The following is a 25592-nucleotide window of genomic DNA, read 5'->3' as shown; positions in this document are numbered from 1 at the left end:
TTATTTACTCCCGACTACATCTGAAAAGCTCTTTTCCTGCTCTGCATATATAACCGGCACTTCTTTACTCCAATATTTGCGATTAACAAATAAAAAGATAAGTACTAAGTTTAATCCTGTTATAAAAATAATAAGTCCAGGAAAGAATGTCGTATAATTTGAGAAATCGGCAAAACTCATAATTTTTTCTCTACTTATTAGAAAAGACGCACCTATTACAAATGCATTGTTTAACATATGTATTGCAATTGGCATGAGTAAACTTTTCGTACGAATATATACGATTGACAATACGATGCTGAATATGGCTGCACCGAGGAAATCAACATGTAACAACGCAAACAATATTGCTACAACGATGGTCGCTATGCTCGTTCCCCATTTTGTTGCAAAACGTTGAAGTAAAAATCCGCGAAAAACAAATTCCCCGATAATTGGTGCGATGAATACGACCCTAATGACTTGAGATACATATCCCCCAGTACTATCTACAATTGGTTCATGCAGGGCGTTCATAATAAAGTCCGGTGTAATCCATGCAAAACTATACATATACAAAATAAGATACCCGTAACTAAACATGCATAACATAACCGTAATGTATAAAACTTGTACCAAGTTAAATGTTTCATTTTTATTAACAAATAATGAAAATGAAATGTGGTGCTTTCTATACTCATAAGAAATCCATACCATCGGAAGGATATAGAATATAAGAATATTTATAAAAGAAGAATTTTGTATATGAAATATACTTGTTAGCAAATCGCCACTACTTCTCGCTATTAAAATTAATAGTGCAAATACAATTAAAAAATATCTAGCTCGCATCACTTGAAACGGGTTCACACTCATCTCCTCCCCTATGTTACTTTTATCATATCATTTGATTCTTAATTTTTTGCGAAAGAAAACCTTAAAATTTCCTTAAAAATTCCATAAGTTACAAAATGATGATATGATATTCGAGGAAATTAGGAGGGATGTTTATGTACCAAGCAAATATTTTACTCGTTGATGATGAAACAGCAATTTTACAATTACTAACTACCATTCTTGAAAAAGAAGGCTTTTCTCATATTACAACTGCAACATCAGCTGAAATGGCTTTATCTCTAACTAAGCAAAACAATTACGATTTAATTATTTTAGATGTGATGCTTCCTGGACAATCTGGTTTTGATATTTGTCCAATCATTCGCCAACAAACAGATTGTCCAATTTTCTTCCTATCAGCAAAAGCATCTGATTTAGATAAAATATCCGGATTTTCATACGGTGCAGATGATTATATTACGAAACCATTTAATCCATTAGAAGTAGTAGCACGTATGAAAGCACAGCTTCGGAGACATATGAAACAAACCGTACCACACGAACAAAAACCACACTCAATTTCATTTGGAAGATTTGAAATTGATCAGCACTCTGCAGAACTAACAGTAGATGGGCACATTGTCGAATGTTCTGCTCAACTCTTTCAACTACTACTCTTCTTTTGCGAGAATCCGAACTACGTATTTTCGAAAGAGGAAATATATGAAAAAGTTTGGGGAGCACCTGCCTATAATGGCGATGACAACACTGTTATGGTCCACATTCGAAAACTACGTGAAAAAATTGAACATGATCCAAGTAAACCAGAATATATAAAAACCGTTCGCGGGCTTGGTTATAAGTTCGTTACAAAGTAGGGTGACGATATGAATTTTAATAAACGACTTATTATTCAATTTATCATGCAACACGTTTTTGTTTTAGTTACATTACTTATCGCTGTAGTTGCTGCTTTTACTTATTTAATTTTTCTTCTTACTAGTACTTTATACGAACCTAACATTCCGGATTCTGATAGTTTTACAATTTCAAGATACATCTCTTCAGAGGATGGGCATATTTCGTTACAATCTGAAGTGCAAGATTTAATAAAGGAGAAAAATGATTGGCTCCAAGTTGTAGATGAAAACGGAAAGATCCTCTACCACTTTAATACACCAAATGATGTTCCGGATGCTTATACGAAGACATCTTTAGTCGCATATATACAACATCATATCGAAAGCAATTATAAATTTACATATTGGGAAATTGAATTAGAAGAAAAGAAAGCACTTGTTATTTATGGTGGTATGTTAAAAAGCAATGCGTTACTGACAGCAATTCAAAAGGAGCATTCCTCTTTAACGATGGATTCGTTCGCATTAACAGATCATGAAAAACAGTTACTGTCTAAAGAAAAAGCAACACTTCAAATATTTAATCAAAATGGCGAAGAGGTTTTTTCCTATCCAACTGGAAAGAAAAAAACATTTTCAGCAATACAAATTGCCCTTAATGAAAAAGAACCGTGGAATCATAAAGAAAACACGTCTAGCTTTTACGATGCAAATAGTGGCAACCTTCTCGTTGTAACTGCAAAAAATGAGCACTACTATCCAGATGACGAAATTGAAGATGTATTTACTAAGAAGTTTCTCATTGGATGCGGATTAATCCTTCTTATCGTATTTGTTTATTTAGTCATTCTTTCTATTTGGTACGGTAATAAATTCGGGAAACCGTTATTACATGCGATGCGCTGGCTTAAAAATATCGCTGGTGGAAAGTATGAAGAACCTATTAGTAAAAAAGGAAAACCTGTCAGGTTCCGGCGATCTGGTAAAGAAAAATGGTCATTTCGTTTGTTTAGAGATGTAACAAGTTCACTAGAACACCTTTCTATTACACTCAAAAAAAATGATGCGATGAGGCAAGTACTTCAGCAAACACGAGAAGAATGGATTACCGGTCTAACACACGACTTAAAAACACCACTTAGCTCTATATATGGCTACGCATTATTACTCGAATCGAATCAATATAACTGGACTGATCGTGATATTCAGCAATTTGGTAGTGTTATGAAAGAGAAATCTCAATATATGACGACATTAATTGATGATTTAAGCTTAACGTATCAATTAAAAAATAACAGCCTTCCTGCTCAACACGTAAACGTTGAAATCAATCAGTTCGTCCAAAAAGTATTATTGCAATTTATTAATAATCCAACACTTCAAAATCAAAATATTGAATTCGTACCGAGCTCAAATAAAATTCAATATTTCATTGAAGAAAAATGGTTCCAGCGTATTATCGAAAACTTACTAGTAAATGCTGTAAAACATAATAACGAAACAACTACTGTCATCGTAAAGTTATCACAAAACGCTAATTCCTTTACACTCTCCATTTCAGATGACGGAAAAGGAATGGATGAAAAAACGAAAGAACTTCTATTTGAACGATATTACCGCGGAACAAACACAGAAGAAAGCAACATCGGAACTGGACTTGGCCTAGCCATTACAAAACAGCTCGTTCATGCTCATAACGGAACAATTTCCGTTGATAGTGCACTCGGAAAAGGAACGACGATTATTCTTGTGTTTCCGTTTCGTTCGTAGGAAAGACGCTATGTGGCGTCTTTTTTTCTTTTCTGGGAGAGTTTTGCGGTAATTGAAATTATGCAGATCGTTTTTTTGGGGTGTTTTAGCGGTATATGAAATTATATCGGCGATTTTTTGAATATATCGGCGCAACTCGAATTATATCAGCGATTTTTTGAATATATCAGCGCAACTCGAATTATATCAGCGATTTTCTAGATATATCGACTTACCGACAAAAACCGACAATACTAACCTGCTTCCCTACTATACAAAGTAAAAATAAAACTATTAACAAATACATTTCTAAACTGTTATACTATAAATAGAAGTATAAACTAACTAAGTTTTGCATAAAATGAAGTAGACGAGGTGCTTCCAACACCCCGTCACTGCAACTAATTACCGCAAGGTGGAAGGTTGCAACTAAAGCTTATTTGCGCTTAGAAGACTTCCCACGCTTCGCAGGCAGACGGGTGGTCTTCTTTTTGCGCTTTTTTGCCGTTAATTTCTTAAATCCAAAAACTATACCTTCTCTAGCTATAGTTTTTGTAATTTCCAACAAAATTTGCAAAAGAAATTCCATACGACTACACCTCCTTTCTTCACAAAATGAAGAAAGGGCATAACCTTCCACCCGCAATATTTAATTGCTACTTTATTTTACCATTTTCATATGTATTACAGATAAAACAATACAAATTTAACAATCCACTTATAAAAAAAGCGAACCATCTCCCAATGATTCGCTCTTACCCTATTATTTTTTCTTCACCGGTATCCAAAGCTCTACTTGTGCAAACTCACTCTTATCTTCGTGGCAACGCTCATCGTATAATTCAAACTCTGTAACGCCGCAATGTTCATAGCCTGAATGCGGAAACCATTCTGAGAATACTGCATTCCAAGTTTGGTGGATAGACGATACCATTTCTTCATGAGGAACTTTTGGCGTTGTAAATACTGCATATGTTGCTGCCGGGAAAGTACGCTTTGCAATTTCATTTGGTACATTTTCAAAGTCTGTAACTTCCATTCCGATAATATAAGTGAAGTCTCCTGTTTCTAAATTAAAATCAGTACATAATCCAAGCTCTACCCATTGGCTCGTATCTTTACGATTCGGAATCGTCGTTCCAAGATCTTTTTGTAAATATTCTTGCCAAAATGCTGGAATGTCTTGATGGTTTTTCCCTTCTTTACTTGTCGTCTTCAGTTCATAACCCGCCACTAAAAATTCTGGTTTATTTACAATACGATATTCCATTTGTATGCCTCCTAAATACGGATTTAATTTTCTTTGCTTTACATTTACTCTGTAATACATCGGTGTTTCGATTTCTTGTTTTCGATATTCACTCGGTGTCATTTGAAATAATTTTTTAAAGGCTCTCGTGAACGTTTCGTGAGATTGAAAGCCATGTTCAAACGCGATATCAATAACTTTTTCATCCGTATGAGAAAGTTGATAAGCTGCCCGGGCTAACCTCCTCTTTCGAACATACTCCATTACCGTATCACCTACTAACGCCTGAAATACACGATGAAAATGAGACTCAGAAAAACCTGCAACCCGCGCTAAATTACGCAGCGTTTGTTTTTCCATTACATCTTCCTCAATATAATCAATTGACCTTTGAATTTGTGTTTCATAGCTTTCCATCTCTGTTCACCCGCCTTATATGTATTATGATAAAAGAGAACGCAATCCAATTCTTGACGTTTTTTACTATAATTCCATAAAAAATTGTAACTTTTTTATATGTATTTCGTTGTTATGTATGAAGGGAGGGAAATGTAGTGAAACGTAAACAATCATTAGAAGACATTTATTCAGATCATATGCATGATTTATTTCGCTATCTTCTCTCCCTAACCGGAGATTCTCATTTTGCTGAAGATCTCATGCAGGAAACCTTTTACCGAATGCTCGTCCATATTGACTATTATAAAGGAGAAGAAATTAGGCCGTGGTTATTTACAATTGCCTACAATGCCTTTATCGATTGGTATCGTAAAGAAAAGAAATATAAAACAACAGAAGTTGCAGAATTCCATTTACCAAACGTTCCAAGTACAGAACATGAATATTTCGTAAAATTTGAGATTGCTAGTTGGTTAGAAAGTTTATCTTCTCTTCCGCTCGAAAGACGAAATGTCCTGCTACTACGAGATTACTATGGATTCTCCTATAAGGAAATAGCAGAAATGACTGGTCTCTCATTAGCGAAAGTAAAAATTGAATTACACCGCGGACGAAAAGAAATGAAAAGCATAAAGGAGTGATACGGATGGGTTGTACAGAATTTAAAAAACTATGGAAGAAGTATGAAAATGGAACGCTCACGCATGATGAACAAGAACTGTTAGAAAGTCATATTGAGTCATGTGAAGCGTGTGAAGCTTACTTAGATGAGCTGTTAACAAAAACAGAACCAATTAAGAAAAAGTTACCTCCAAAAGATTTTAAAGTTCCTTTTTGGAGGATTAAGTGGAAACATCGTTTACAAACGTTTGGTTTTATATTATCAATTTGCATCGTTATATATATAATCGGCGGGGTATTATCAGCCTTTTATTTTCAAGCTAATAATGATAAAAGGCTAGAAGAAATTAGAGAGGTTCCTTCGCTTGCACTTGAAGCAACGATCCCAAATAGCCGTGTTATGGGAGGCGGAACAAGTGTAGAAGCTTTTTTCCGTACGAATAGCCAATTTGATTTAGTACGAACCGTCGGTAAAAAAGAAATGCCCCTCGGTACAATAGAAACAAAAAGCTTCTTATCATCTGTAGATGTTACGAAGCGAACTTGGATGAATCCGTTCTATCAACCAAAACTCTTCTTTGTTCATCCAAAAACAGAGCAGGGTGATTATTTAAAGGATTCATCAAAAAAAGTATGGGATACACTTGCAAAAGTACATGATGGAACCGTTGCAGAAGTAGCAATTTCTTTTGATAAAGCTTACACTTTAAAAGAATTAGAACCGCTTTTATATAGCATATTTGAGGCACAAGAACTCCCTCCAACTCCTTTATGGTATGCTTTAGATACAGGACAAGAAAGAAAAAATGTAGATGACTATATCCTACATGGCGGAGAAGCTATAGGGTTTCCAGAACATGTAAGATTCCTCGCTAATGAAAATGACGGGCAGAAAACGCAAGAAGACAAAGTAACCGAAATGATGCGCATCCTTTCTATCCATAAAAAAACGGTAAGCAAAATAGCAGCGCTTTCTGAGAAAGAACTAAACTTAGATAAACGTTATCAATATGTAAAGGACAACGGTGTAAAAGTATACGGAATTGTTATTACTGGCCCATCGAAAGAGTTAGTAAAATTACAAAACTCCCCGCACGTACGTTATGCGACTCTTGGAGATATTGAGATTTGGAATTGGTTTGATCATTAATAAAAAAGAAGTAGCGCTCTAAAAACGATGCGCTACTTCTTTTTTAATTCGAAATCACTTTCACATACATCCCTCTCACCGCTTTTTCATAAGCAATATCACTTATCTGTCTTATGTTTTCTGACACAACAGATGACTGAACGATTTTCCCTTCACGAAGTAACGGCGGATCAATAAGACGCACTTTATTTTTCTGATGTAAATCATAATCGTTTCTATCTTCTTTTACCTTTACATTTGGATGAACTTTGCTTAATAAAGCTTCTACTTCGGGGTCATTACATTGCTGCAATTTCGAAATAAGCTCCTCATCTTCAAGAAGAAAATCATCTGCATGAATAACCTTTTTATGAAGAGATAACTTTAACGTTTTCGCTAACATATCGTTTCCGTAAATATTCATTGGTTTCATAAAGAAATCAATTACTTCTTTGTAATACGTTTCTGTAAACCATTCTGCCATTTCGACACTTTGAACAACCATTTTCCCCTCTACTGCGATAATATCCTCTAAAAATCTATGAACCTCTTCTAAAGAAATATATCCGTATGTATACATATCTCGTAACGTATAATCTACTCGATCTGCGCATAATTCGGGCGCTGACCTTTCCAGTAATGTCCACTTCGAATCATCTAATAAAATATCTTCATAGTTATAACCATGCTTCGCAAGGATCGCTGGAATTTCTGAGTTTTTCACAACAGAACTAAATATCTCTTCATGATAACTTTCATCTTCATTATCAAAAACGTAATCAATCACGTGGGAAAAAGCAGTATGCGATACGTCATGCAGTAAACTAGCGATCTGTTCTTCTACTGAACCACCTAGTTTTTTAACTAATAACATAACACCAACTGAATGATCAAAGCGCGTTACATTCCATTTCTCGTTCACTAAGTAACTTGCGCCATTTTGATGAATTCCCTTTAGTCTTTGCATAGACTTACTTGAAATTAATTCTTCTACTACTTGATCCACTTCAAATTCTCCGTATAGTACATCTGATATGATCACTTACAATCCCCCTTTATTTTAATCGAGTCTTATAATCTTATCTCTTTTATGAAATTAGCACCAACATAAATATTTATTGTTATTTGTTTTTATTGAAAAAATAGAGAGCCATCAGCTCTCTATTTCATAACCCCTATTCAAATGTAACTTCTACCTGCACAATCTCCGACCTACTTCCAAGTCTAAGCGGTGGTCCCCAAAATCCAAATCCAGAAGAAACAATTGCGTGGAACGCGCCTTTTTGTGCGTATCCCCAGTCTAGCTCGTACATTCTTCTCGTTACAATATGATTGGGCGCCATTTGTCCGCGGTGCGTATGACCGGATAATAATAAATCTACACCTGCCGCTGCTGCTTGTTTCAACTCAAATGGCTGGTGATCCATTGCGATAACAGGCATCGATTTATCTACCGTACTCATTAATTGTTCAAAGCTTTGACGATCTCGCTCTGTTTTATCTCTTCTTCCAACGAGATAAAAGTCATCTTCAATTGTAATTACTTCATCTAAAAGAATACGAATATCAATCTTATCCATCTCTTGTAAAAACTCTGGAACCGCTCTGCCGTAGTATTCATGGTTTCCTAATACGCCATATACGCCTAATGGTGCTTTCATTTGTTTCATGATTGGTCCCATATTCTTTTGAATGAACACACCTGGATGATCATCGATAATATCACCTGGCAGTAAAATAATATCAGGTTCCATCTCATTTACATGACGAACAAGTCTTTTTAAATGCGAAACGCCAGACAGTTTACCGAAATGCATATCAGAAGCCATCGCAATGCGTAAACTTTTACGCCCCTCTACCTTTTTCGGTATGTGCACCTCGTACTTTCTTACTACCGGACTATACGCATTAAATACTCCATACGCAAAGATAAAGATAAATGCAGCTATCACAGCCGCCCCTGTCCAAATAATTGCCGCTTCTTTCTCTACTGAAAACTGTAAAAGAAAGACCATAATATTAGCTAATGGCAACAACATAAGCGCGTATTGTATGACCGCGAACCAAATTGAACCGATCGTTCGTAGAAATGGCAAAAACTTAAACACTTGCACGAGAATGTACGCATATGAAATAAATGCGACTATAAAAGCATAATATCCCCAAGATTCCCAGCCAAATACCGCATGAAGCCAAACCCATCCGTTCCAGCCGATGTAAAACATAAGTAGTGTGTATATAATTAATATGGTAAATATATTGAGATAACGAAGATTCTTCACAGCCAGCCTCCTTATTGATTTCTTTTATTATAACTTGTTATGCACTTATAACGTAAATATTAAGCGCTTCAATCTTCAGAATAAGAACATTGATAAACATATTGTCTTAAAATTTTTAAGAACGGCTGTAATGGACATTTTCGAGTCTTAAGTGTTGGATGAAATTCTATTATCTTTATCGTTCAAAACTCATCTATGCAATTATGCATAACCATCCATTCCGTTTTATTTTCATGTTACGATATAAATGTAATACGACATATATCGACAAAGATAAAAGGAAGTGATTGTATGAAACGTTCTAAAACCTACTTAAAATGTTTAGCATTATCCGCTGTTTTTGCTAGTAGTGCTGTAACTCTTTCAACACCTGCTACTTACGCTCAAACGACGTCACAAGTTGTAACAGATATCGGGCAAAATGCAAAAACACATACGAGCTATAATACATTTAATAATGATCAAGCTGATAATATGACAATGTCTTTAAAGGTAACTTTTATCGATGATCCAAGCGCTGATAAACAGATTGCCGTTATTAATACAACTGGTAGTTTTCTAAAAGCAAATCCTACTATAAGTGATGCACCTATTGATAACTACCCAATCCCTGGCGCTAGTGCAACATTACGTTATCCTTCACAATATGATGTTGCATTTAACCTTCAAGATAACAGCGCTCGTTTCTTTAACGTAGCGCCTACAAATGCTGTAGAAGAAACGACTGTAACATCTAGCGTATCTTATCAACTTGGTGGCTCTGTTAAAGCTTCTGTAACGCCTAATGGCCCTAGCGGTGAAGCTGGTGCAACTGGTCAAGTCACTTGGTCTGACTCTGTAAGCTATAAACAAACTAGTTATAAAACAAATTTAATTGACCAAACGAACAAAAACGTAAAATGGAACGTATTCTTTAACGGATATAACAATCAAAACTGGGGTATTTACACACGTGACTCCTATCATTCTTTATATGGAAACCAACTTTTCATGTACTCTCGCACATACCTATATGAATCTGATGCAAAAGGTAATTTAATACCGATGGATCAACTTCCAGCATTAACAAATAGCGGTTTCTCTCCTGGTATGATTGCTGTTGTTATCTCTGAAAAAAATACAGATCAATCTAACTTACAAGTCGCTTATACAAAACACGCCGACGATTACCAACTTCGTCCAGGCTACACATTCGGAACTGCAAACTGGGTTGGAAACAACGTAAAAGACGTTGATCAAAAAACATTTAATAAATTGTTCACACTAGATTGGAAGAATAAGAAATTGGTAGAGAAAAAATAAAGTGAAACTTTAATGAGTGAGGGGCTTCATCCTCCACTCATTATTTTATTAGTTAAATCAATCGGGTATTAACTGGTATTTTAAAATTTCACATGTTATATTGTGATGCACATTTTGGAATTAATGCAGCAAAATATATAAAGATTGTAGAAAAATGCACTCAATACTTTGGGTGCATTTTATATTTCATGTTTTATCTTTTTTTATTTTAATTCATAATATTCTTCAATATCATCATCAAACTCATCCCATGCCATAGACATAATTGGATATGCATCCCTTGACGGTACCTCTATATTTTTATATACAAGGCGAATACGTTCTTTTGGATAACTCTTTTTCTTTAATGGAAACACTTCTATGTACTGAAATCCTTTTTGAAAATATTGATTTAATCCTTCTTTCATTTCCATCGTGAGAATTTCATCTTTATCAGGAATATCTCGTCCAATCCAGTCACATAACATCAATATTGGATATGCATTTCCAGCATACTCATTCACACCCACGACTTTTAGTATAATGTACTGCCCGCTTAATAACCGATACGTAATGACATCTCCAATTTCAAGCTCAGTTTTTAGAACCACTCTTCTTTTTACCTTTTTCGGTTCTGGCAAAGGTGAAACTAAATTTTTTTTAATTTCTCCAAAACAAGCTCTCTTTTCTTCTTTAATTCTGGTTCTCTCCACCATCGTTTTAAATCTGATTTACTTTCAATAATACAAATGGCTTTTTCCTTAACTTGAGGATTCAATCTTCCTAGTTCCCATTGAATTGCAGCCAACGCTAGCCAAAAAATATTTTCCTCATGTTTTCGTAAAGATGAAATATATGTATTCACCATCATCTCATTAGCTTCTTCTGAGCTATAGCCTTCACTAATCAAATCTTGGAAATCAAACTTTATATCTTCAGATAGATTATCTTCAAAAATACCTACTCCTGATACATACATTCGGCACCTCTACTCAGTAGATTTATAGTAAATTAAATTCACCTTCACTAGGATAAACCTGCACATAATCTTCCTCATCGTTCACATAAGCAATCTTCACACCATCTAACAACTGCTGATTTTCTAATTCATTTAGAATTGTTTTCAACGCTTTATCAACGTCAATTACAAAGTTAAATATGTTAATCGTCCCGCTACCAATATCTCCACCATCACAATGGCCATTTCCAGACCACCCTAACGCTTCATCCATTATCTCTTGAACTTGGTTTCGTTTTTCCAATACTTCTTCCAACTGATTTTCTGTGTAATCATATTGCAAAACAAATTCTATTAGCTCTTCCTCATCGAGTACCTTATAGCCATCCGCCAACTGTTCATCCGCTAACTCTTTCATTTCTTTTTCAACACGTTGAAATGGATACAGTTCTATTTCATACATTTCACCTGTATCACCAACACAGCCACAATGTACAATTAAAGTTTTCTTATCTTCTTCCCATACTTCCCAGTACAACAGTTTATCCTTTTCTTGCTTAATCAGTTTAATCATATGGACACCTTCTTTTTATTTATACATTTACAGCCCATTGTCTACGAGGATTCTCCCCAATTAATGCAACACTATCATTAGAGAGCCATTTTAAATCTCCTAAATATGGCGCGAACATAAACTCATGTGGACTAACTCTGTGCAGTAGTTCCCTCTTTAACTCATTCTTATCACGGTAATCTTTTACAATCATATAAATAAGATATTCATTAATCCCATGCATGCAAAATACCTCCGCTATATATTTCCTTCCAGGACTTACTTTCTTTTTCCATACATAATTATTTTCATAATTTTTTTCAATTACTTTATTATAAGCTTCTTGGAATGGTTGATATTCCCACTCAAAGATATCTCCGACACTTTTAGTAGCTCTCTGTATTATATTGAGAAGCATTTGATTCTTTTGGTGATTGGTCAAAGAAATATATTGTTCTAAGTTGAAAATAATTTGAATTTCTATAAAGCCATCAACATTTATCAAACTAGCCTCAGATAATTCATCCACTAAATGAATTATTATTTCTTTAGTTTCAGATGTATGATATTTCCCTAAACAACTAATATATAAACCTGATATACATCTGGATTCATCGCGAATTTGTACAGCCTTATCTTGAAATTCCTCTTTATAATAAAACTGTGTAGCTTGTTCTTCATTTAATTTTTTTTCTTTCATAACCTTTCGAATTTCCGAAATGTATTTATTCGGATTAAATTCTAATACAAATTTAATATCTCTTAAAATCATATCATCCCTCCAGAGTACCCAATTTAAAATCTTTTAGGTTTTGGATTTGTATGTTTATACAAGTTATTCCCCTGATTAAACTTACTATAATCAAGAAAATGAATAACTAACCTTGTTTATCCTAGATCCATATTAAAAAGAAAGTTTTCAAATAACTCCAATTCAAATTTATCCCTCGTCTTTAAATACTCTTTCTTTTTCTCAATGATTTGTTCTAACATCTCTTCTTTATTTAATAACAAAGCTAATCCAATAGCATTTTGTGCTCGAGTCCCATCAAATATTGTCCCTATTAATCCAGCCTCATCGTCATCTCTTACACATAAATCAAATACATTTTCCATATCTACATACTTATCAATATATGGAATGAAATACTGTTTAACCTCTTTTAATATATCTATGGTAACAGGCAAAATATCGGTTTCCTTTTCAACACACCATCTTTTTTGCTCCCTATGGACTAAATTCCCTAACTCAACCCCAATCGTATAGGTTTCCTTTTTCTCTTTACTTGTTAAACCTTCATCCCATTGATTTTTCATATTTTCTAATTCGTCAAACCGAATTCCCACATCCACCGTCACATGAAAATCTTCTGGGTGATTGATAAAGGCTAAATGTATACCGATTTTTCCTTTATCAAATTTTTTCACCAGGTCTTGTTGTGTAATCCTAATCTTATAACCGTCTTCTTTTAACTCTTCACCTAGACCTTGCAGTAGCTTTAATTTTAATTCTTTTTTGTTCATATAATTCCTTCCGTTCTCTATTTTGATTTATCCCACGAGGATTAGATACATGTCCTATCCTATATATAAAGAAAAAAGAGCCTATATTCGCTATTCCTTCATACAAACATTTAATAAATGCATCTTTCTAACCACTAACTTTTCTGATGATATATTAATAGCCTCTAAAAGCAAACTGAATATACATGTATGTACCAACACCATAAATAACAAAAGCAACTATAGTAATTAGCCAATTTTCACGATTTTTTTGTACATACTTCGAGCATGCCCAAAAAAGAAGTAAAATAATTAATTGAATTGCAGTCACTTTTGAGACAGCAATTATAGTAGTTTCTGTAACAAATACTACCCATGTCCCGAACAACATCCGAATACAAAAAATAATCGCCCCAATACGTGTTTCAGTATATTGTTTATTTATATTTATAAAAAATATATCTTGCAACATAACAGTTAATGTTAATACAACTACTAAAGCCAAGATAGAAATGAATTCTAAAAATTCTATAAGCACTTTTAGTCTCCCTTTTGACATCATTTTATTATAATTTTCATTAAAGATTCTTACTATCATGTAACTAGGTCTACAAATACCCTCTCATTATCTATACAGTTTTCGCATACATAATATGAAAATAACAGCTAAGACCATAAATAATAAGTGCAATCATTGTAATATACCACTTTCCTCTGTACTTCTTTACACACTGCATAAGCCCCCAAAGGAAAAGTAATATAATTGATTGAATCACTAAAATATTTAGCGTCCCTAACAGAGTAGCTGTCATAGGGTAAATGATCCATATACTCACCAATGAACGTATAGCCATGACCGTAGCAAAGATTCTCCTATAATGAGACAGTCTTATACTACCTATGCAGTACTCTTGTAAAAATACGATAGATGCTACTAGCATATTTAAAACCAAAATTAATAAATATTCAAAAAACTCTACCAACTCTAAATTCTCCTTCATAAATTTATTTGCGATTTCCTATCGCATCAAAAGTTAACAATTCACTCCGAAATTTTACAAGCTACTTTTTCAAAAATACTAGCTAATATTCCAATAATCATCAAAGAGATTATTATTCATACATTCATTTTATTACTCAAGGACGACCTATTTAAAAATCCAATTTTTTAACAGACTTGAAATAGTCTTGAAATTTATCATCGATGTCCTCATCTTTACTTAAAAAAAGCGTTACATACGAATCCCAACAAACAATTTCAAGTTTTGCTTGAGGGTGCTGAATATTTGGACTTGGTACCCAGAGCCCTTCGTTTCCATTTGCATAGGGCTCTACAAGCAAATTATGAATATCAATGTTTATAGACTTATCAAACGCAGATAGTACGCCCCAAATAAATTGAGGATTATATTTTTTTACGAGATTTGAAAGATCTTCACCTGCTATCCAAACTATTGGATGCGACATTTTAGGATAATTTCGGATAAGTTTCTCCTCCTGATGTGCGACAATCTCCATGTCTGTTATAAGCCAATTAAACTCTTTTTCCCTACCTTGAAATGAGTCAAAAACGGAAGCTAAAACTGTATGTTTAGATCCATATAAAATGAAGTTCATCCAATCCCTCCAATTAGTCACAACCGATAAGTTAGCCTTCTTGAACTTATTATGTGTAGATGATTAAACAAATACCAATGAATACTGCTACTATACACAATATAATAGTTGTTGCAGTATCTAGCAAAATGCTTACGGCTAGAAAAATTATTGATTTAAGAGCAAAAGAAGGCCCTTTTTCTTTCCATTGCCGATAGATTTGTATCATTGCATAAATTAATGGAATCATACCACCTATAATCAGAATAATTCCTATTATTTTCCCCCTGTTTCCCCTCCTTTTAAAGATTCGAATCAATAAATATACTATATAATCATACGCCCTCAAAATATATCCTTATATTTTGGGAGTTATTTTACACATACAAAACTCTCTAATCATAGCTACGCTCGTATTAAGCGCATTGTTAAAAGTTATATAATCTTTCATTCTGTAATTAACGGAACTTTCCATCTGCTAAAAACATTGCCATACAGCTTAACATTTTCTAAGGTATTAAATTTCCTAAGATATCAATTAGCTCTTCTAATGCTCTTCCCAAATCGTTTATATTGTCTCGTTCATCAAAACCTTTCTCCATTAATTCATGTACTATAATATCTCTCAATTTATTTATTTTTTCAGTTTCTATCATACTTAAGTCTTCATAAACATTTAACCATAGTAAATGTTTATTTTGTGATTCTAATGTCTGTTTCAATAAAATCTGCATCTCTTTATTTAATTTAAACAACCTTATCTTCTCCTTTCCCAGTTTATTTTGAACCCTTAGCAAAAGTTGTAATTACTTTACCTTTTTTATTTAAAACTACTACAGCCTGTTTACTAGTAGATTTAGCTCTACCACCACTTTGTATAACTTTTTCGCCAGTTTTAACGGCATTTAAAATGGCCTTAGATGATACTCCTACACCATTACGACTAATTGCCTATACCATTTCTTTTCTTTCATAAACTCACCTCGCTGAAATATTTTTTAACACAATAATGTTACATATCCAAATCTAAATAAAATAAAGAGTAAAGTAAATACAGTTTAAAAATAAATACATCTATCATAAAAAAGAAAAGACGATTTCTTTTCTCATTTATGCTTGTAGTATCCCAATCCGATTTAACGATTGATAAAATAAGACAAGGGCCTTTTTGGAATCATCGGTTAAACTTGCAATTTAGTTGAAGAAGGAACAAACTGATGATGCGGAAAAACGTAGTATATAGAAGACTATGTAAGGAGTTTGTCATATGATTGATAACAGAATTTCGAAAGATTATGATCATGAAATAGATGATTCTTTAAAAGAAATTACAGATACAACCATCTTACTTAATTTTCAAAAAGCGATTGTAAGTTTATATCCTCATCTAATACCAATTCATGCTTTTGCCTATGACGCATGGGATGATATTGTAATGCCATTGTTTTATGAGATGGTATATAAAACTTTTGCTTTTAAATACGGGATAGATATTAACTTTAAAGAAACTCATACCTATATGTTTTCACTTAATAGTTATAAAGGGATACATCACATCGAGTGTGTTCCAAAGTGCACAACATTTAAGATTTATATTAACGAAGAATGGATTGAAATGGATAATAAAAGTTTGAAAGAAAATGTATTTGTATTTAAGTCATTTGGGGATGGATTGCATTTTCTAACTGGTGGAATTGAAATTGAAGATGCTTATCGTGTAGGATTTGACCTTGTTGAGGTTGATATTGTTTCTACCATAACAGGTCTTCCATCTAAAACAAGTATTTTTATTGATAAAGAGCATGTAGACTTTGTGTTTGTCGCAGAAACATATGATACAAATATCCAAAATTAAAAATTTTATGTAAGAACGTAGGAAGAATATCTTCATTACTACTCGTACCAAATAGTTGTGTGAACACGCTCCGCTATTATATATGCAAACTTCCGACTACATTTCATATGAGAAAAAGTTATTACGATAAACAAAGAAAAGGTCTCCTAAAATATCTTTTAGGAGACCTTTTCTTATTAATAGATTTTGTAATTTAAGAGTGAACACTCTTAAATTACAAAATCCTCCGGAATAAACACTTTCACTTCTTTCGGCTGTACGTATACGAAATCACCCGCTTGAATGTTCAGCTGCTTGAACTGTTCTTTCGTAATTTCTGCTTCTAAATATTCATCTGTTCCGTCTCGTTTTAATTCTACATATACGATATTTCCGACTGCGTGAGAATAAGATACTTTTGCCGGGATTGCATCTATGCTTTGTTTCGTACGAGAGATTGATAAGTCATGCGGCCTTACGTAGGCTATTCCGTCTACGTTGGAAACGTGCTTATGCTCTGGTGCTTCTAGTTCGACCGACCCTACATTTAGCTTTCCTTTATGAACGCGCCCGTGAAATAAATTTACATTTCCTAAAAAGTCATATACAAACGGACTTGCTGGGTTTTCATATACTTCTTCCGGTGTTCCCATTTGTTCAATGCAACCTTCATTCATTACAACGATGCGGTCTGCAACGTCTAACGCTTCTTCTTGATCATGCGTTACGAATACGCTCGTAATTTGAAATTCGTCATGTAATTTTCGGAGCCATCTTCGTAATTCTTTTCTCACCTTTGCATCGAGTGCACCGAACGGTTCATCAAGTAATAAAATTTTCGGTTCGACTGCAAGTGCCCGGGCTAGTGCAATACGTTGACGTTGTCCACCAGATAATTGCGCTGGATAACGTTTAGCAAAGCCATCCATTTTTACGAGCTTTAATAATTCTGTTACCTTTTCTTCTATCGCTTCTGCTGACGGTCTTAAGCTTTTCTTTCTTACTTTTAAACCGAAAGCGACATTCTCAAATACATTCATATGTTTAAAGAGCGCATAGTGCTGAAAGACGAAACCGACTTGCCTGTTTTTCACGTGAATGTCTGTTAGATCTTCCCCATCAAATGAAACAGAGCCTCCATCCGCTTCTTCTAATCCTGCAATAATGCGTAATAACGTCGTTTTCCCAGAACCTGACGGGCCTAATAAGGCAACAAGTTCACCTTTTGGAATATCCAAATGAATGTCTGTTAGTGCTTGAAATGTACCATATTGCTTTGATACACCTTGAATTTGAATACTCACCGTAATCCCCCTCTTATTGTCGTTTTTCCATTCGCCATTCAATCCAGTTTTTTATAACGAGTGTAAACACTGCAATTAATGACATTAACGTCGCTACTGCAAATGCTGCTGAAAATTGATATTCATTGTACAAAATTTCAATATGGAGCGGCATCGTATTCGTAATACCGCGCACGTGACCTGATACGACAGAAACGGCTCCAAACTCACCGATAGCACGGGCATTACATAGAATCATGCCGTACAAAAGACCCCATTTTATATTTGGAAGCGTAACGCGCCAAAACATTTTCCAGCCACTTGCGCCAAGTGATAAAGCTGCCTCTTCTTCACTTTTCCCTTGCGCCTGCATAATGGGAATTAATTCACGTGCAACGAACGGGAAGGTTACAAAGATTGTTGCGATAATAATGCCTGGTACAGAGAAAATGAGTTTCACTCCATGTTCAAGTAACCATTCGCCAAGAGCACCCCTCGGTGTGAAAAGTAAAACGAATACTAATCCTGCGATAACTGGTGACACAGCAAACGGCAGTTCAATAAGAGAGAGTAATACTTGTTTTCCTTTAAACTGAAACTTTGTAATAAGCCATGCGGCCGCTACCCCAAATATCGTATTAAGCGGCACAACGATTAACGCAACGAGAAGCGTTAATCTAATTGCTGAAAATGCTTCTTGATCTGTAATAGCGGCAATGTATACATCCATCCCTCTTTCAAAGGCTTTTAGAAAAATAGTTATGAGTGGCAGTAATAGAAAGAGAGATAAAAATAAAACTGTAATCGTAATTAATATGCCTGGTACAAGCTTAGATTCTTTTTTAGCTGATACGCTTTTTACTATTTTCTTTTCTAATAATGTTGGTTCCATTTTCTCTCCTCCTATTCACTTTTTAGTTCATGCCTTCTACTCCAGCTTTGAATCATATTAATAAGAAGAAGGAAAAGGAGAGAAATAATAAGCATCACGGTCGCTACAGCTGTTGCCCCCGCATAATCATATTGTTCTAGTTTCGTCATAATCATCAGTGGTGCAATTTCTGTTTTCATCGGCATATTACCTGCGATGAAAACGACAGATCCGTATTCTCCTAATGCTCTTGCAAATGCGAGTGAAAAACCGGCAAGAAGAGCGGGAAAGATTTCTGGTAAAATGATTTTCACAAATATTTGTAAGCGGGATGCACCTAAACTCGAAGCTGCCTCTTCTACTTCTTTATCAATATTTTGCAGCACTGGTTGCACCATTCGAACGACAAATGGTAAACCGATAAAAGTAAGCGCAACGATAATTCCGAGTGGTGTAAAAGCTACTTTTATATGAAACAGACTAAATATTTTCCCAATCCATCCATTTTCCGCATAAAGCGTTGTAAGTGTAATACCAGCTACAGCTGTCGGAAGTGCAAACGGTAAATCAATGAGTCCATCTAATAGTCGTTTCCCTGGAAATTTGTAGCGTACGAGCACCCAAGCTATTAATAAACCGAAAATGGCATTTACAATAGCAGCTGCAAATGAAGTTGTAAAACTAACTTGATAGGAATGCAACACACGCTCGTTCGTTATAACCCCAGCGAACTTCTTCCAACCTAACTGTGAAGTTTGAATAAATACGATAGAAAGTGGTATAAGTACGAATAAGCTCATGTACAACATTGTAAATCCAAGCGATAATCCAAACCCTGGTAAAACACGCTTCTTCCTCATCCTCTTTCACCTCATCCCCCTTTAGCAGTACGCATTATTTTTGATAAATTTTATCGAATACGCCGCCGTCATTAAAGTGTTTTTCTTGTGCTTTTTTCCAGCCACCAAATAGTTCATCTACTGTAAATAATTGAACTTTCGGAAATTGGGATGCATATTTTTCTGCTACTTTTTCATTGCGCGGGCGATAAAAGTTTTTCGCCGCAATTTCCTGCCCTTTTTCTGAGTACAAATATTCCAGGTATCCTTCTGCTACTTTTTTCGTTCCTTTTTTATCAACGACTTTATCTACAACCGCTACTGGTGGTTCTGCAAGTATACTAATAGAAGGGGTTACAATTTCAAATTTATCTTTTCCAAGCTCTTTTTGGGATAATAACGCTTCATTTTCCCACGCGATTAATACGTCTCCAATTCCTTTTTCAACAAATGTTGTCGTTGCTCCGCGCGCTCCTGAATCTAATACTTCTACGTTTTTATAAATTTGGCTAACAAACTCTTTCGCCTTATCTTCACTATTATTATATTTTTTCAATGCGTATCCCCACGCCGCTAAATAGTTCCAACGTGCTCCGCCTGATGTTTTTGGATTTGGTGTAATGACAGACACACCTTTTTTCGTTAAATCATCCCAGTCTTTAATTCCTTTCGGGTTTCCTTTTCGAACAAGAAATACAATTGTTGACGTGTATGGAGTGGAATTATTCGCAAGTCGCTTCTGCCAATCTTCTGCTAGTTGTTTTTTCTTGCTAATGGCATCAATATCATAAGCAAGTGCTAGTGTAACAACGTCTGCTTCTAAGCCATCAATAACAGAGCGCGCTTGACTTCCAGATCCCCCATGTGATTGTTTTACATTTACTGTTTGCCCATGCTTCTCTTTCCAATACTTCGCAAAATCTTTATTAAAATCTTGATATAACTCCCTAGTTGGATCATAAGAAACATTTAAAAGCTCAACTGTTTTTTTATCTCCACTTCCTTCAGAATTACTAGTGGATGTTGCCGAACCACACCCTGATAAAAGTACAACTGCTGATAATAAAACACCTGTACTTTTCATAAACGCTGTCTTACCCCACTTTTTCATCGTTAAGCCCCCTTAGTTTATACAATAGAAAAAGGCACACAATATATTCACAAATGTGAACATTGTGCGCCTTCAGTTTATCTGATTAGCTTCTAATGTATTGTATTCGATTTCTTTTCATTTTAATTCTGTAATTCATATGTGTCAACTTGGATTTTGAATTTTCTTGCTAAACTAAAATATTGGCATACTTCGAGCCCAATGATTTTTCAAATCAGCAAATTCTTTTGGTAACTTACTATTTTCATTCCATTCTAATTTATATGCATTTACTAACACCGTAGCCATTGATTCACGGTTCATTACTCCATTTGGATTAAAATTACCGTTCTTATCACTTTCAGAGTTCATCCATAATTTCACAAATAAGATATTGCACTCGCCATAAGCGTTAATCCCTTCTGTTCTATGTATATCTCCTCCTTGTTGGTCATATGAAGCTTTAAATATATGGCACCACAGCTTAATCAATGCACAAAAAATGAGGCAACCACCTTCAAAGATGGTTGCCTCATTTTTACACTTGCATCGCTTTCTCTCTCAATGCTCTTCTTAACAACTTACCAGTCGTATTCTTCGGTAATTCTATTAAAAACTCAATACTTTTCGGCACTTTATATTTCGCTAAATGTAACGTACAGTAATGCATTAGTTCTTCTTCTGTTACGTTCGTTTGTTTCAGAACGACGTAAGCTCGCACTGCTTCTCCTAAGTTTTCATCAGGAACACCGATTACAACAACTTCCGCTACTGATTCGTGCGTATATAATACTTCTTCTACTTCACGAGGGTATACGTTATAACCGCCAACTAAGACGATATCTTTTTTACGATCAACGATATAGAAGTAACCTTCTTCATCCATTTTCGCCAAGTCACCTGTATATAGCCAGCCGTCTTTCAATGTCGCAGCTGTATCTTCTGGTGCATTATAGTATCCTTTCATAACGTTAGGTCCGCGAACGATTAATTCGCCGACTGCGCCGACAGGTACTTCTTCCCCAAGTTCATTTACAATTTTATTTTCTACATGCCAAATATTTGTGCCAATCGACCCTGGTTTACGAGGACGATCTAGCGGATTGAAACAAGTAACTGGTGATGCTTCTGATAAACCGTATCCTTCTGAAACAATAACGTTAAAACGTTTTTCAAAGTTTTGTAGAAGAGCAACAGGCATCGATGCGCCACCGGAAATACAAAGACGAAGCGTCTTCACATCTTCTGCGCTTGCTTCTTCAAATAAATATAAATAATTGTACATCGTCGGTACGCCAGCAAAGATCGTTGGTTCGTACGTACGACAAATACGGAATACTTCTTTCGGACTAAATTTCGGTAACATTAAAATCGTTGCCCCGTTCACAATCGGTGCATTTACCGCAACTGTTAAACAGAATACATGGAACATAGGCAGTGCCGCAACAACACGGTCATCAGCCGTGTATTGTAAATACGAAGCCACATCGCTCGCATTACTATATAAATTTTTATGTGTAAGCATAGCGCCTTTCGGTTTTCCAGTTGTGCCCGAAGTGTATAGGATAACCGCTACATCTTCTTCATCTAGTTCAGGACCTTCGTAAGTTGTATCTCCAGTCCCCACAAAACTAGTAAACGTTTTCATTTTTTCGGTTTCTGTATGGTTAAAATCTGATGAGGTTTCGCATATGATGATGTTTTCTAATGAAGGAAGTCTTGTTGTAAGAGATTGTATAACAGGTAGAAGGACGTCGAGTACGATGATTGTTTTTACATCTCCATTTTGTAAAATATAATGCATTTCGTCTGCTGTATAAATTGGATTAACTGGAATAACAGTTGCTCCGGCTTTCATTGTTCCGTATAAACCGACCAAAAAATGTGGTGAGTTCCCAACAACTAATGCGACATTGTCCCCTTTTCCAATGCCCATTTCTGCTAAATTGCTAGAAAACCTTGTGACCATTTTGTTTAATTGGTCATACGAGACCGACTGATCCATAAATATATAAGCCGGTTTATCCCCCTTCTTTTTTGCCGTTTCAGCCAAAGATTGAACGAGATTCACAAAAACCCCACCTTTATAAAATTTAGAATATTTAAAAATTCTAAATTAATTATATTAAAAGAAAATTAAAGTAGCAAGTGATATTCTATTAACTGCATATAGACAGACCACCTTCTCTTAGTTTACTTTGGAAAAATAAGGGGATTTTATTTGTAAGTAATTTATGAAACTAGACCAGAAATCATTTTAGGATAATATGCATTCATCTTTTCTCTAAGTTTATTAAGTTCCTCTTTATTTAACGTCGTATGCTCGCCGTGCAAGTTAAGAGCGTCCGCTCCATCTTCATGAAAATAAACGGTAACATATAATGTCGGTAACCCTGTATTGTCTTCATCTATTGATAAGATGACATCTGGTGTTTTATTAACAGTGCTGAATGTTTCATTTCTTTTCCACTTCTTATTTTGAAACATGTCTTGTATATCATGTATCTTTCGTTTGTTATCTGTATGCGTAAAATATATAACATTATCCTCCGCTGGTTTTCCGATAGACAAAATTGTACGACTTGAGGGCGATCCACTGCTACACGCTGTCATTCCGACGACGAAGCTGAGTAATAATACAACGTACATTACCCTTTTCATTTCGATTCGCCTCCTTTTGAATATATATATTCCTTTACGAGGGGCAAATGTCCTGTGATTTTATGTTTTTTGGTAAATGAAATTATATGAGCGATTTTTCAGTTATATCAGCGCAACTCAATTTATATCGGCGATTTTCTAAATATATCAGCGCAACTCGGTTTATATCGGCGATTTTTCAAATATATCGACTTACCGACAAAACCTGACAATCTACGCAAAAAGAAAGAGGCTGCCCGTTATGGAAGCCTCCCTCATTTTTAGAAGAATAAATGTAAGAAATCTTCTGTTGTAATGTTACCGAAGTAGCGTGCAATATCTACGCCTTCTAAAGCTGCAGTGAATGCATCTTTATCGAACTGAACGCCTGTTAGACGCTCTTCGATATCATGAACATCTAATGAACCGAAGAAGTCGCCGTAAATTTTACATTCTGTTACTGTTCCTTTTTTCACTTCAAGACGAACATCAACTTGTCCAACTGGGAAGCGGTGTGAATGTTGTAAGTTGAACTTCGGTGATTTTCCGTAGTTCCAATCCCAATTTTGGTAACGTTCTTCAGACAGTTTGTGGATCTCTTTCCAATCATTTTCTGTTAATTCATACGTTGGGATTTCTGTTTCTCCTTCGAAAATTGTTTCTAGAAGAAGTTGTCTAAACTCCTCTGTCGTCATTTCTTCGTTTAGGAACTCTGTAATGTTCGCAACGCGGCTACGGATTGACTTAATTCCTTTTGATTGAATCTTATCCATTTTTACTTTTAACGCTGATACGACGTGATCGATTTCAGAGTCAAATAGTAACGTACCGTGGCTGAACATACGACCTTTCGTTGCGAACTGTGCGTTACCTGAAATTTTTCTACCTTCAGCTAAAATGTCGTTACGACCACTTAGTTCTGCATTTACGCCTAATTTACTAAGCGCTTTCGTTACAGGCTCTGTGAATTTTTTGAAGTTGCTGAAACTGTCTCCATCATCTTTCGTAATAAAACTGAAGTTTAAGTTTCCTAAATCATGATATACTGCGCCTCCGCCTGATAGACGACGAACGACATGAATACCTTTTTCTTTTACGTAATCTGCATTAATTTCTTCTACTGTGTTTTGGTTTTTACCAATGATAATCGAAGGCTCATTAATGTAAAACAGTAAATATGTTTCGTTAATATCTAAATTTTTCACACAATATTCTTCAATCGCTAAGTTTATTCTAGGGTCTGTAATTCCTTTATTATCAATAAATAACATCGTATCACCTCATGAGTTCCATACGTAGCCACTATGCGCTAGCGTAATGTGACCACTGAAAATTTGTTTTGCTTCTGTTACTAAATCAGATGGGTTGCCTGTATGCGGTAAGTGCGTTAATAAAAGTTCTTTTACATTCGCATCTTTTGCAATACTTGCTACTTCTGTACTATTCATATGCCCTGCTTTTGCAGCCTCTTGATGTGCATACATATTACACTCACAAATGAAAAGATCAGCATCTTTTGTGAATGGAATGAATTCAGGAATATAACTTGAATCAGCGCTGTATACTACAGCATCATCTCCAGCTGTAATACGCATCGCAAAGCATGTAACAGGATGAACAGTTTTTAAGAATGAAATCGAGAACGGTCCAATTTGAAGTGTTTCTTCTGGATTGTACGGGATTCCTTTCGTATGCGGTTCATGCGTTAAAGAATGGAATCCATTCTCATCAAATGTATGACCGTATATTGGTAGTTCTGGTAGTTGCCTTGTTGTCGCACTCGTAATTAATCTCGCATATTGCAATACCCCAATGTCTGCAACATGATCGTGATGATAGTGCGACAGTACAACTGCATCTATATCAGACGGTGTTATATATTTTTGAAGCTGTGCTAGTACACCACTACCACAGTCTACAAGTAAACGAAAACCATCGTGTTCAAACAAATACCCCGACGTTGCTTCTCCCGCTTCTGGAAAGCCGCCCCAAAAGCCGACAACAGTCATTTTCATATGTATCCATCCTTTCTAAAACCG

30 protein-coding genes and 1 pseudogene are annotated in these 25592 nt (G+C 35.1%); 7 read left to right on the top strand and 24 right to left on the bottom strand.

Annotated features, from left to right (window positions below; genetic code table 11):
• Positions 1-849: a CPBP family intramembrane glutamic endopeptidase gene (locus DN399_RS05605; protein WP_001067985.1), complete on the bottom strand. Its 849-nt coding sequence runs from the start codon at positions 847-849 to the stop codon at positions 1-3.
• 140 nt (positions 850-989) lie between these two features.
• On the opposite strand from DN399_RS05605, the gene DN399_RS05600 reads away from it, so the two are divergent.
• Both DN399_RS05600 and DN399_RS05595 read left to right on the top strand, forming a co-directional pair.
• On the top strand, positions 990-1694 hold the full coding sequence (locus DN399_RS05600; RefSeq protein ID WP_000283870.1) for a response regulator transcription factor: 705 nt from the start codon (positions 990-992) through the stop codon (positions 1692-1694).
• 9 nt (positions 1695-1703) lie between these two features.
• Complete coding sequence (locus DN399_RS05595) at positions 1704-3446, top strand: sensor histidine kinase (protein WP_006916100.1); 1743 nt, start codon at positions 1704-1706, stop codon at positions 3444-3446.
• Between the two features lie 415 nt (positions 3447-3861).
• On the opposite strand, the gene DN399_RS27990 is transcribed toward DN399_RS05595, so the two are convergent.
• Complete coding sequence (locus DN399_RS27990; protein WP_000394943.1) at positions 3862-4014, bottom strand: hypothetical protein; 153 nt, start codon at positions 4012-4014, stop codon at positions 3862-3864.
• A 174-nt stretch (positions 4015-4188) separates the two neighbouring features.
• Positions 4189-5091, bottom strand: a complete 903-nt coding sequence (locus DN399_RS05590; RefSeq protein ID WP_000446855.1) for an AraC family transcriptional regulator — start codon at positions 5089-5091, stop codon at positions 4189-4191.
• A 137-nt stretch (positions 5092-5228) separates the two neighbouring features.
• Here DN399_RS05590 and DN399_RS05585 point away from each other — a divergent pair, with 137 nt between their 5' ends.
• Complete coding sequence (locus tag DN399_RS05585) at positions 5229-5714, top strand: RNA polymerase sigma factor (RefSeq protein WP_149149399.1); 486 nt, start codon at positions 5229-5231, stop codon at positions 5712-5714.
• A 5-nt stretch (positions 5715-5719) separates the two neighbouring features.
• Positions 5720-6844, top strand: a complete 1125-nt coding sequence (locus DN399_RS05580) for an anti-sigma factor (protein ID WP_102956179.1) — start codon at positions 5720-5722, stop codon at positions 6842-6844.
• A 43-nt stretch (positions 6845-6887) separates the two neighbouring features.
• On the opposite strand, the gene DN399_RS05575 is transcribed toward DN399_RS05580, so the two are convergent.
• Positions 6888-7865, bottom strand: coding sequence for an HD domain-containing protein (locus tag DN399_RS05575; protein WP_149149398.1), 978 nt, complete (start codon positions 7863-7865; stop codon positions 6888-6890).
• A 133-nt stretch (positions 7866-7998) separates the two neighbouring features.
• Positions 7999-9105, bottom strand: a complete 1107-nt coding sequence (locus DN399_RS05570; RefSeq protein ID WP_000793735.1) for a metallophosphoesterase — start codon at positions 9103-9105, stop codon at positions 7999-8001.
• Between the two features lie 34 nt (positions 9106-9139).
• Between DN399_RS05570 and DN399_RS28595 the strand changes: the two are divergent.
• A pseudogene (locus tag DN399_RS28595) lies at positions 9140-9253 on the top strand (TetR family transcriptional regulator); the annotation flags it as partial.
• Positions 9254-9396: 143 nt separating this feature from the next.
• Positions 9397-10407: a beta-channel forming cytolysin CytK2 gene (gene cytK2 / locus DN399_RS05560; RefSeq protein ID WP_000830633.1), complete on the top strand. Its 1011-nt coding sequence runs from the start codon at positions 9397-9399 to the stop codon at positions 10405-10407.
• A gap of 203 nt (positions 10408-10610) precedes the next feature.
• On the opposite strand, the gene DN399_RS05555 is transcribed toward cytK2, so the two are convergent.
• The 10 genes from DN399_RS05555 to DN399_RS05510 all read right to left on the bottom strand — a co-directional run bounded on the left by DN399_RS05555 (position 10611) and on the right by DN399_RS05510 (position 15751).
• Positions 10611-10997, bottom strand: coding sequence for a hypothetical protein (locus tag DN399_RS05555; protein WP_149149397.1), 387 nt, complete (start codon positions 10995-10997; stop codon positions 10611-10613).
• Positions 10998-11035: 38 nt separating this feature from the next.
• A complete protein-coding gene (locus DN399_RS05550; RefSeq protein WP_149149396.1) occupies positions 11036-11365 on the bottom strand; it encodes a hypothetical protein in 330 nt (109 codons plus the stop codon).
• Between the two features lie 22 nt (positions 11366-11387).
• Complete coding sequence (locus DN399_RS05545) at positions 11388-11918, bottom strand: hypothetical protein (protein ID WP_006916087.1); 531 nt, start codon at positions 11916-11918, stop codon at positions 11388-11390.
• A gap of 19 nt (positions 11919-11937) precedes the next feature.
• On the bottom strand, positions 11938-12669 hold the full coding sequence (locus tag DN399_RS05540) for a hypothetical protein (protein WP_149149395.1): 732 nt from the start codon (positions 12667-12669) through the stop codon (positions 11938-11940).
• Between the two features lie 116 nt (positions 12670-12785).
• Positions 12786-13421, bottom strand: coding sequence for a hypothetical protein (locus tag DN399_RS05535; protein WP_006916085.1), 636 nt, complete (start codon positions 13419-13421; stop codon positions 12786-12788).
• Positions 13422-13575: 154 nt separating this feature from the next.
• The gene (locus tag DN399_RS05530; RefSeq protein ID WP_006916081.1) at positions 13576-13938 is read right to left on the bottom strand and encodes a hypothetical protein; all 363 of its coding nucleotides are present in this window, start codon (positions 13936-13938) and stop codon (positions 13576-13578) included.
• A 91-nt stretch (positions 13939-14029) separates the two neighbouring features.
• The gene (locus DN399_RS28700; protein WP_000229075.1) at positions 14030-14383 is read right to left on the bottom strand and encodes a hypothetical protein; all 354 of its coding nucleotides are present in this window, start codon (positions 14381-14383) and stop codon (positions 14030-14032) included.
• Positions 14384-14552: 169 nt separating this feature from the next.
• Positions 14553-15017 (bottom strand): hypothetical protein, encoded by a 465-nt coding sequence (locus DN399_RS05520; RefSeq protein WP_149149394.1) that lies wholly within the window; start codon positions 15015-15017, stop codon positions 14553-14555.
• Between the two features lie 49 nt (positions 15018-15066).
• Positions 15067-15246, bottom strand: a complete 180-nt coding sequence (locus DN399_RS28590) for a hypothetical protein (protein ID WP_149149393.1) — start codon at positions 15244-15246, stop codon at positions 15067-15069.
• 259 nt (positions 15247-15505) lie between these two features.
• Complete coding sequence (locus DN399_RS05510) at positions 15506-15751, bottom strand: hypothetical protein (protein WP_000475565.1); 246 nt, start codon at positions 15749-15751, stop codon at positions 15506-15508.
• 512 nt (positions 15752-16263) lie between these two features.
• Here DN399_RS05510 and DN399_RS05505 point away from each other — a divergent pair.
• Complete coding sequence (locus DN399_RS05505; protein ID WP_000566764.1) at positions 16264-16851, top strand: hypothetical protein; 588 nt, start codon at positions 16264-16266, stop codon at positions 16849-16851.
• Between the two features lie 209 nt (positions 16852-17060).
• Here DN399_RS05505 and DN399_RS05495 read toward each other — a convergent pair whose 3' ends face one another.
• From DN399_RS05495 to DN399_RS05455, 9 genes are all read right to left on the bottom strand, one after another.
• Positions 17061-18134: a sulfate/molybdate ABC transporter ATP-binding protein gene (locus tag DN399_RS05495; RefSeq protein WP_000027102.1), complete on the bottom strand. Its 1074-nt coding sequence runs from the start codon at positions 18132-18134 to the stop codon at positions 17061-17063.
• A 13-nt stretch (positions 18135-18147) separates the two neighbouring features.
• Positions 18148-19005, bottom strand: coding sequence for a sulfate ABC transporter permease subunit CysW (gene cysW / locus DN399_RS05490; RefSeq protein WP_000433826.1), 858 nt, complete (start codon positions 19003-19005; stop codon positions 18148-18150).
• 11 nt (positions 19006-19016) lie between these two features.
• Entirely contained in the window at positions 19017-19844 is an 828-nt protein-coding gene (gene cysT, locus DN399_RS05485; protein WP_001227879.1) for a sulfate ABC transporter permease subunit CysT, read from the bottom strand.
• A 34-nt stretch (positions 19845-19878) separates the two neighbouring features.
• Positions 19879-20934: a sulfate ABC transporter substrate-binding protein gene (locus DN399_RS05480; RefSeq protein WP_000758701.1), complete on the bottom strand. Its 1056-nt coding sequence runs from the start codon at positions 20932-20934 to the stop codon at positions 19879-19881.
• A gap of 174 nt (positions 20935-21108) precedes the next feature.
• A complete protein-coding gene (locus DN399_RS05475) occupies positions 21109-21285 on the bottom strand; it encodes a hypothetical protein (protein WP_006916062.1) in 177 nt (58 codons plus the stop codon).
• Between the two features lie 166 nt (positions 21286-21451).
• Positions 21452-22984 carry a fatty acid--CoA ligase family protein gene (locus tag DN399_RS05470; RefSeq protein WP_001055178.1) on the bottom strand — a complete coding sequence of 511 codons (1533 nt, stop codon included), beginning with the start codon at positions 22982-22984 and terminating at the stop codon, positions 21452-21454.
• A 161-nt stretch (positions 22985-23145) separates the two neighbouring features.
• Complete coding sequence (locus tag DN399_RS05465; protein ID WP_000832638.1) at positions 23146-23574, bottom strand: hypothetical protein; 429 nt, start codon at positions 23572-23574, stop codon at positions 23146-23148.
• Between the two features lie 260 nt (positions 23575-23834).
• Complete coding sequence (gene lplA / locus DN399_RS05460) at positions 23835-24824, bottom strand: lipoate--protein ligase (RefSeq protein ID WP_000897277.1); 990 nt, start codon at positions 24822-24824, stop codon at positions 23835-23837.
• Positions 24825-24833: 9 nt separating this feature from the next.
• Positions 24834-25568, bottom strand: coding sequence for an MBL fold metallo-hydrolase (locus tag DN399_RS05455; RefSeq protein WP_016122068.1), 735 nt, complete (start codon positions 25566-25568; stop codon positions 24834-24836).
• Positions 25569-25592 lie beyond the last annotated feature (24 nt).

Source organism: Bacillus sp. AR4-2 (assembly GCF_008274865.1).
GTDB classification, from domain to species: Bacteria; Bacillota; Bacilli; order Bacillales; family Bacillaceae_G; genus Bacillus_A; species Bacillus_A cereus.
This window is presented reverse-complemented; position numbering and strand designations above follow the sequence as displayed.

Excerpts from the sequence above, each read along its gene's own strand:
- DN399_RS05520 (WP_149149394.1), bottom strand. The coding sequence starts at position 15,017 with ATGAACTTCATTTTATATGGATCTAAACATACAGTTTTAGCTTCCGTT.
- DN399_RS05455 (WP_016122068.1), bottom strand. The coding sequence starts at position 25,568 with ATGAAAATGACTGTTGTCGGCTTTTGGGGCGGCTTTCCAGAAGCGGGA.
- DN399_RS05475 (WP_006916062.1), bottom strand. The coding sequence starts at position 21,285 with ATGAACTCTGAAAGTGATAAGAACGGTAATTTTAATCCAAATGGAGTA.
- cysT (WP_001227879.1), bottom strand. The coding sequence starts at position 19,844 with ATGAGGAAGAAGCGTGTTTTACCAGGGTTTGGATTATCGCTTGGATTT.
- DN399_RS05545 (WP_006916087.1), bottom strand. The coding sequence starts at position 11,918 with ATGATTAAACTGATTAAGCAAGAAAAGGATAAACTGTTGTACTGGGAA.
- DN399_RS05590 (WP_000446855.1), bottom strand. The coding sequence starts at position 5,091 with ATGGAAAGCTATGAAACACAAATTCAAAGGTCAATTGATTATATTGAG.
- cysW (WP_000433826.1), bottom strand. The coding sequence starts at position 19,005 with ATGGAACCAACATTATTAGAAAAGAAAATAGTAAAAAGCGTATCAGCT.
- DN399_RS05550 (WP_149149396.1), bottom strand. The coding sequence starts at position 11,365 with ATGTATGTATCAGGAGTAGGTATTTTTGAAGATAATCTATCTGAAGAT.
- DN399_RS27990 (WP_000394943.1), bottom strand. The coding sequence starts at position 4,014 with ATGGAATTTCTTTTGCAAATTTTGTTGGAAATTACAAAAACTATAGCT.
- DN399_RS05535 (WP_006916085.1), bottom strand. The coding sequence starts at position 13,421 with ATGAACAAAAAAGAATTAAAATTAAAGCTACTGCAAGGTCTAGGTGAA.
- DN399_RS28590 (WP_149149393.1), bottom strand. The coding sequence starts at position 15,246 with ATGATTCCATTAATTTATGCAATGATACAAATCTATCGGCAATGGAAA.
- lplA (WP_000897277.1), bottom strand. The coding sequence starts at position 24,824 with ATGTTATTTATTGATAATAAAGGAATTACAGACCCTAGAATAAACTTA.
- cytK2 (WP_000830633.1), top strand. The coding sequence starts at position 9,397 with ATGAAACGTTCTAAAACCTACTTAAAATGTTTAGCATTATCCGCTGTT.
- DN399_RS05540 (WP_149149395.1), bottom strand. The coding sequence starts at position 12,669 with ATGATTTTAAGAGATATTAAATTTGTATTAGAATTTAATCCGAATAAA.
- DN399_RS05505 (WP_000566764.1), top strand. The coding sequence starts at position 16,264 with ATGATTGATAACAGAATTTCGAAAGATTATGATCATGAAATAGATGAT.
- DN399_RS05580 (WP_102956179.1), top strand. The coding sequence starts at position 5,720 with ATGGGTTGTACAGAATTTAAAAAACTATGGAAGAAGTATGAAAATGGA.
- DN399_RS05595 (WP_006916100.1), top strand. The coding sequence starts at position 1,704 with ATGAATTTTAATAAACGACTTATTATTCAATTTATCATGCAACACGTT.
- DN399_RS05480 (WP_000758701.1), bottom strand. The coding sequence starts at position 20,934 with ATGAAAAAGTGGGGTAAGACAGCGTTTATGAAAAGTACAGGTGTTTTA.
- DN399_RS05600 (WP_000283870.1), top strand. The coding sequence starts at position 990 with ATGTACCAAGCAAATATTTTACTCGTTGATGATGAAACAGCAATTTTA.
- DN399_RS05465 (WP_000832638.1), bottom strand. The coding sequence starts at position 23,574 with ATGAAAAGGGTAATGTACGTTGTATTATTACTCAGCTTCGTCGTCGGA.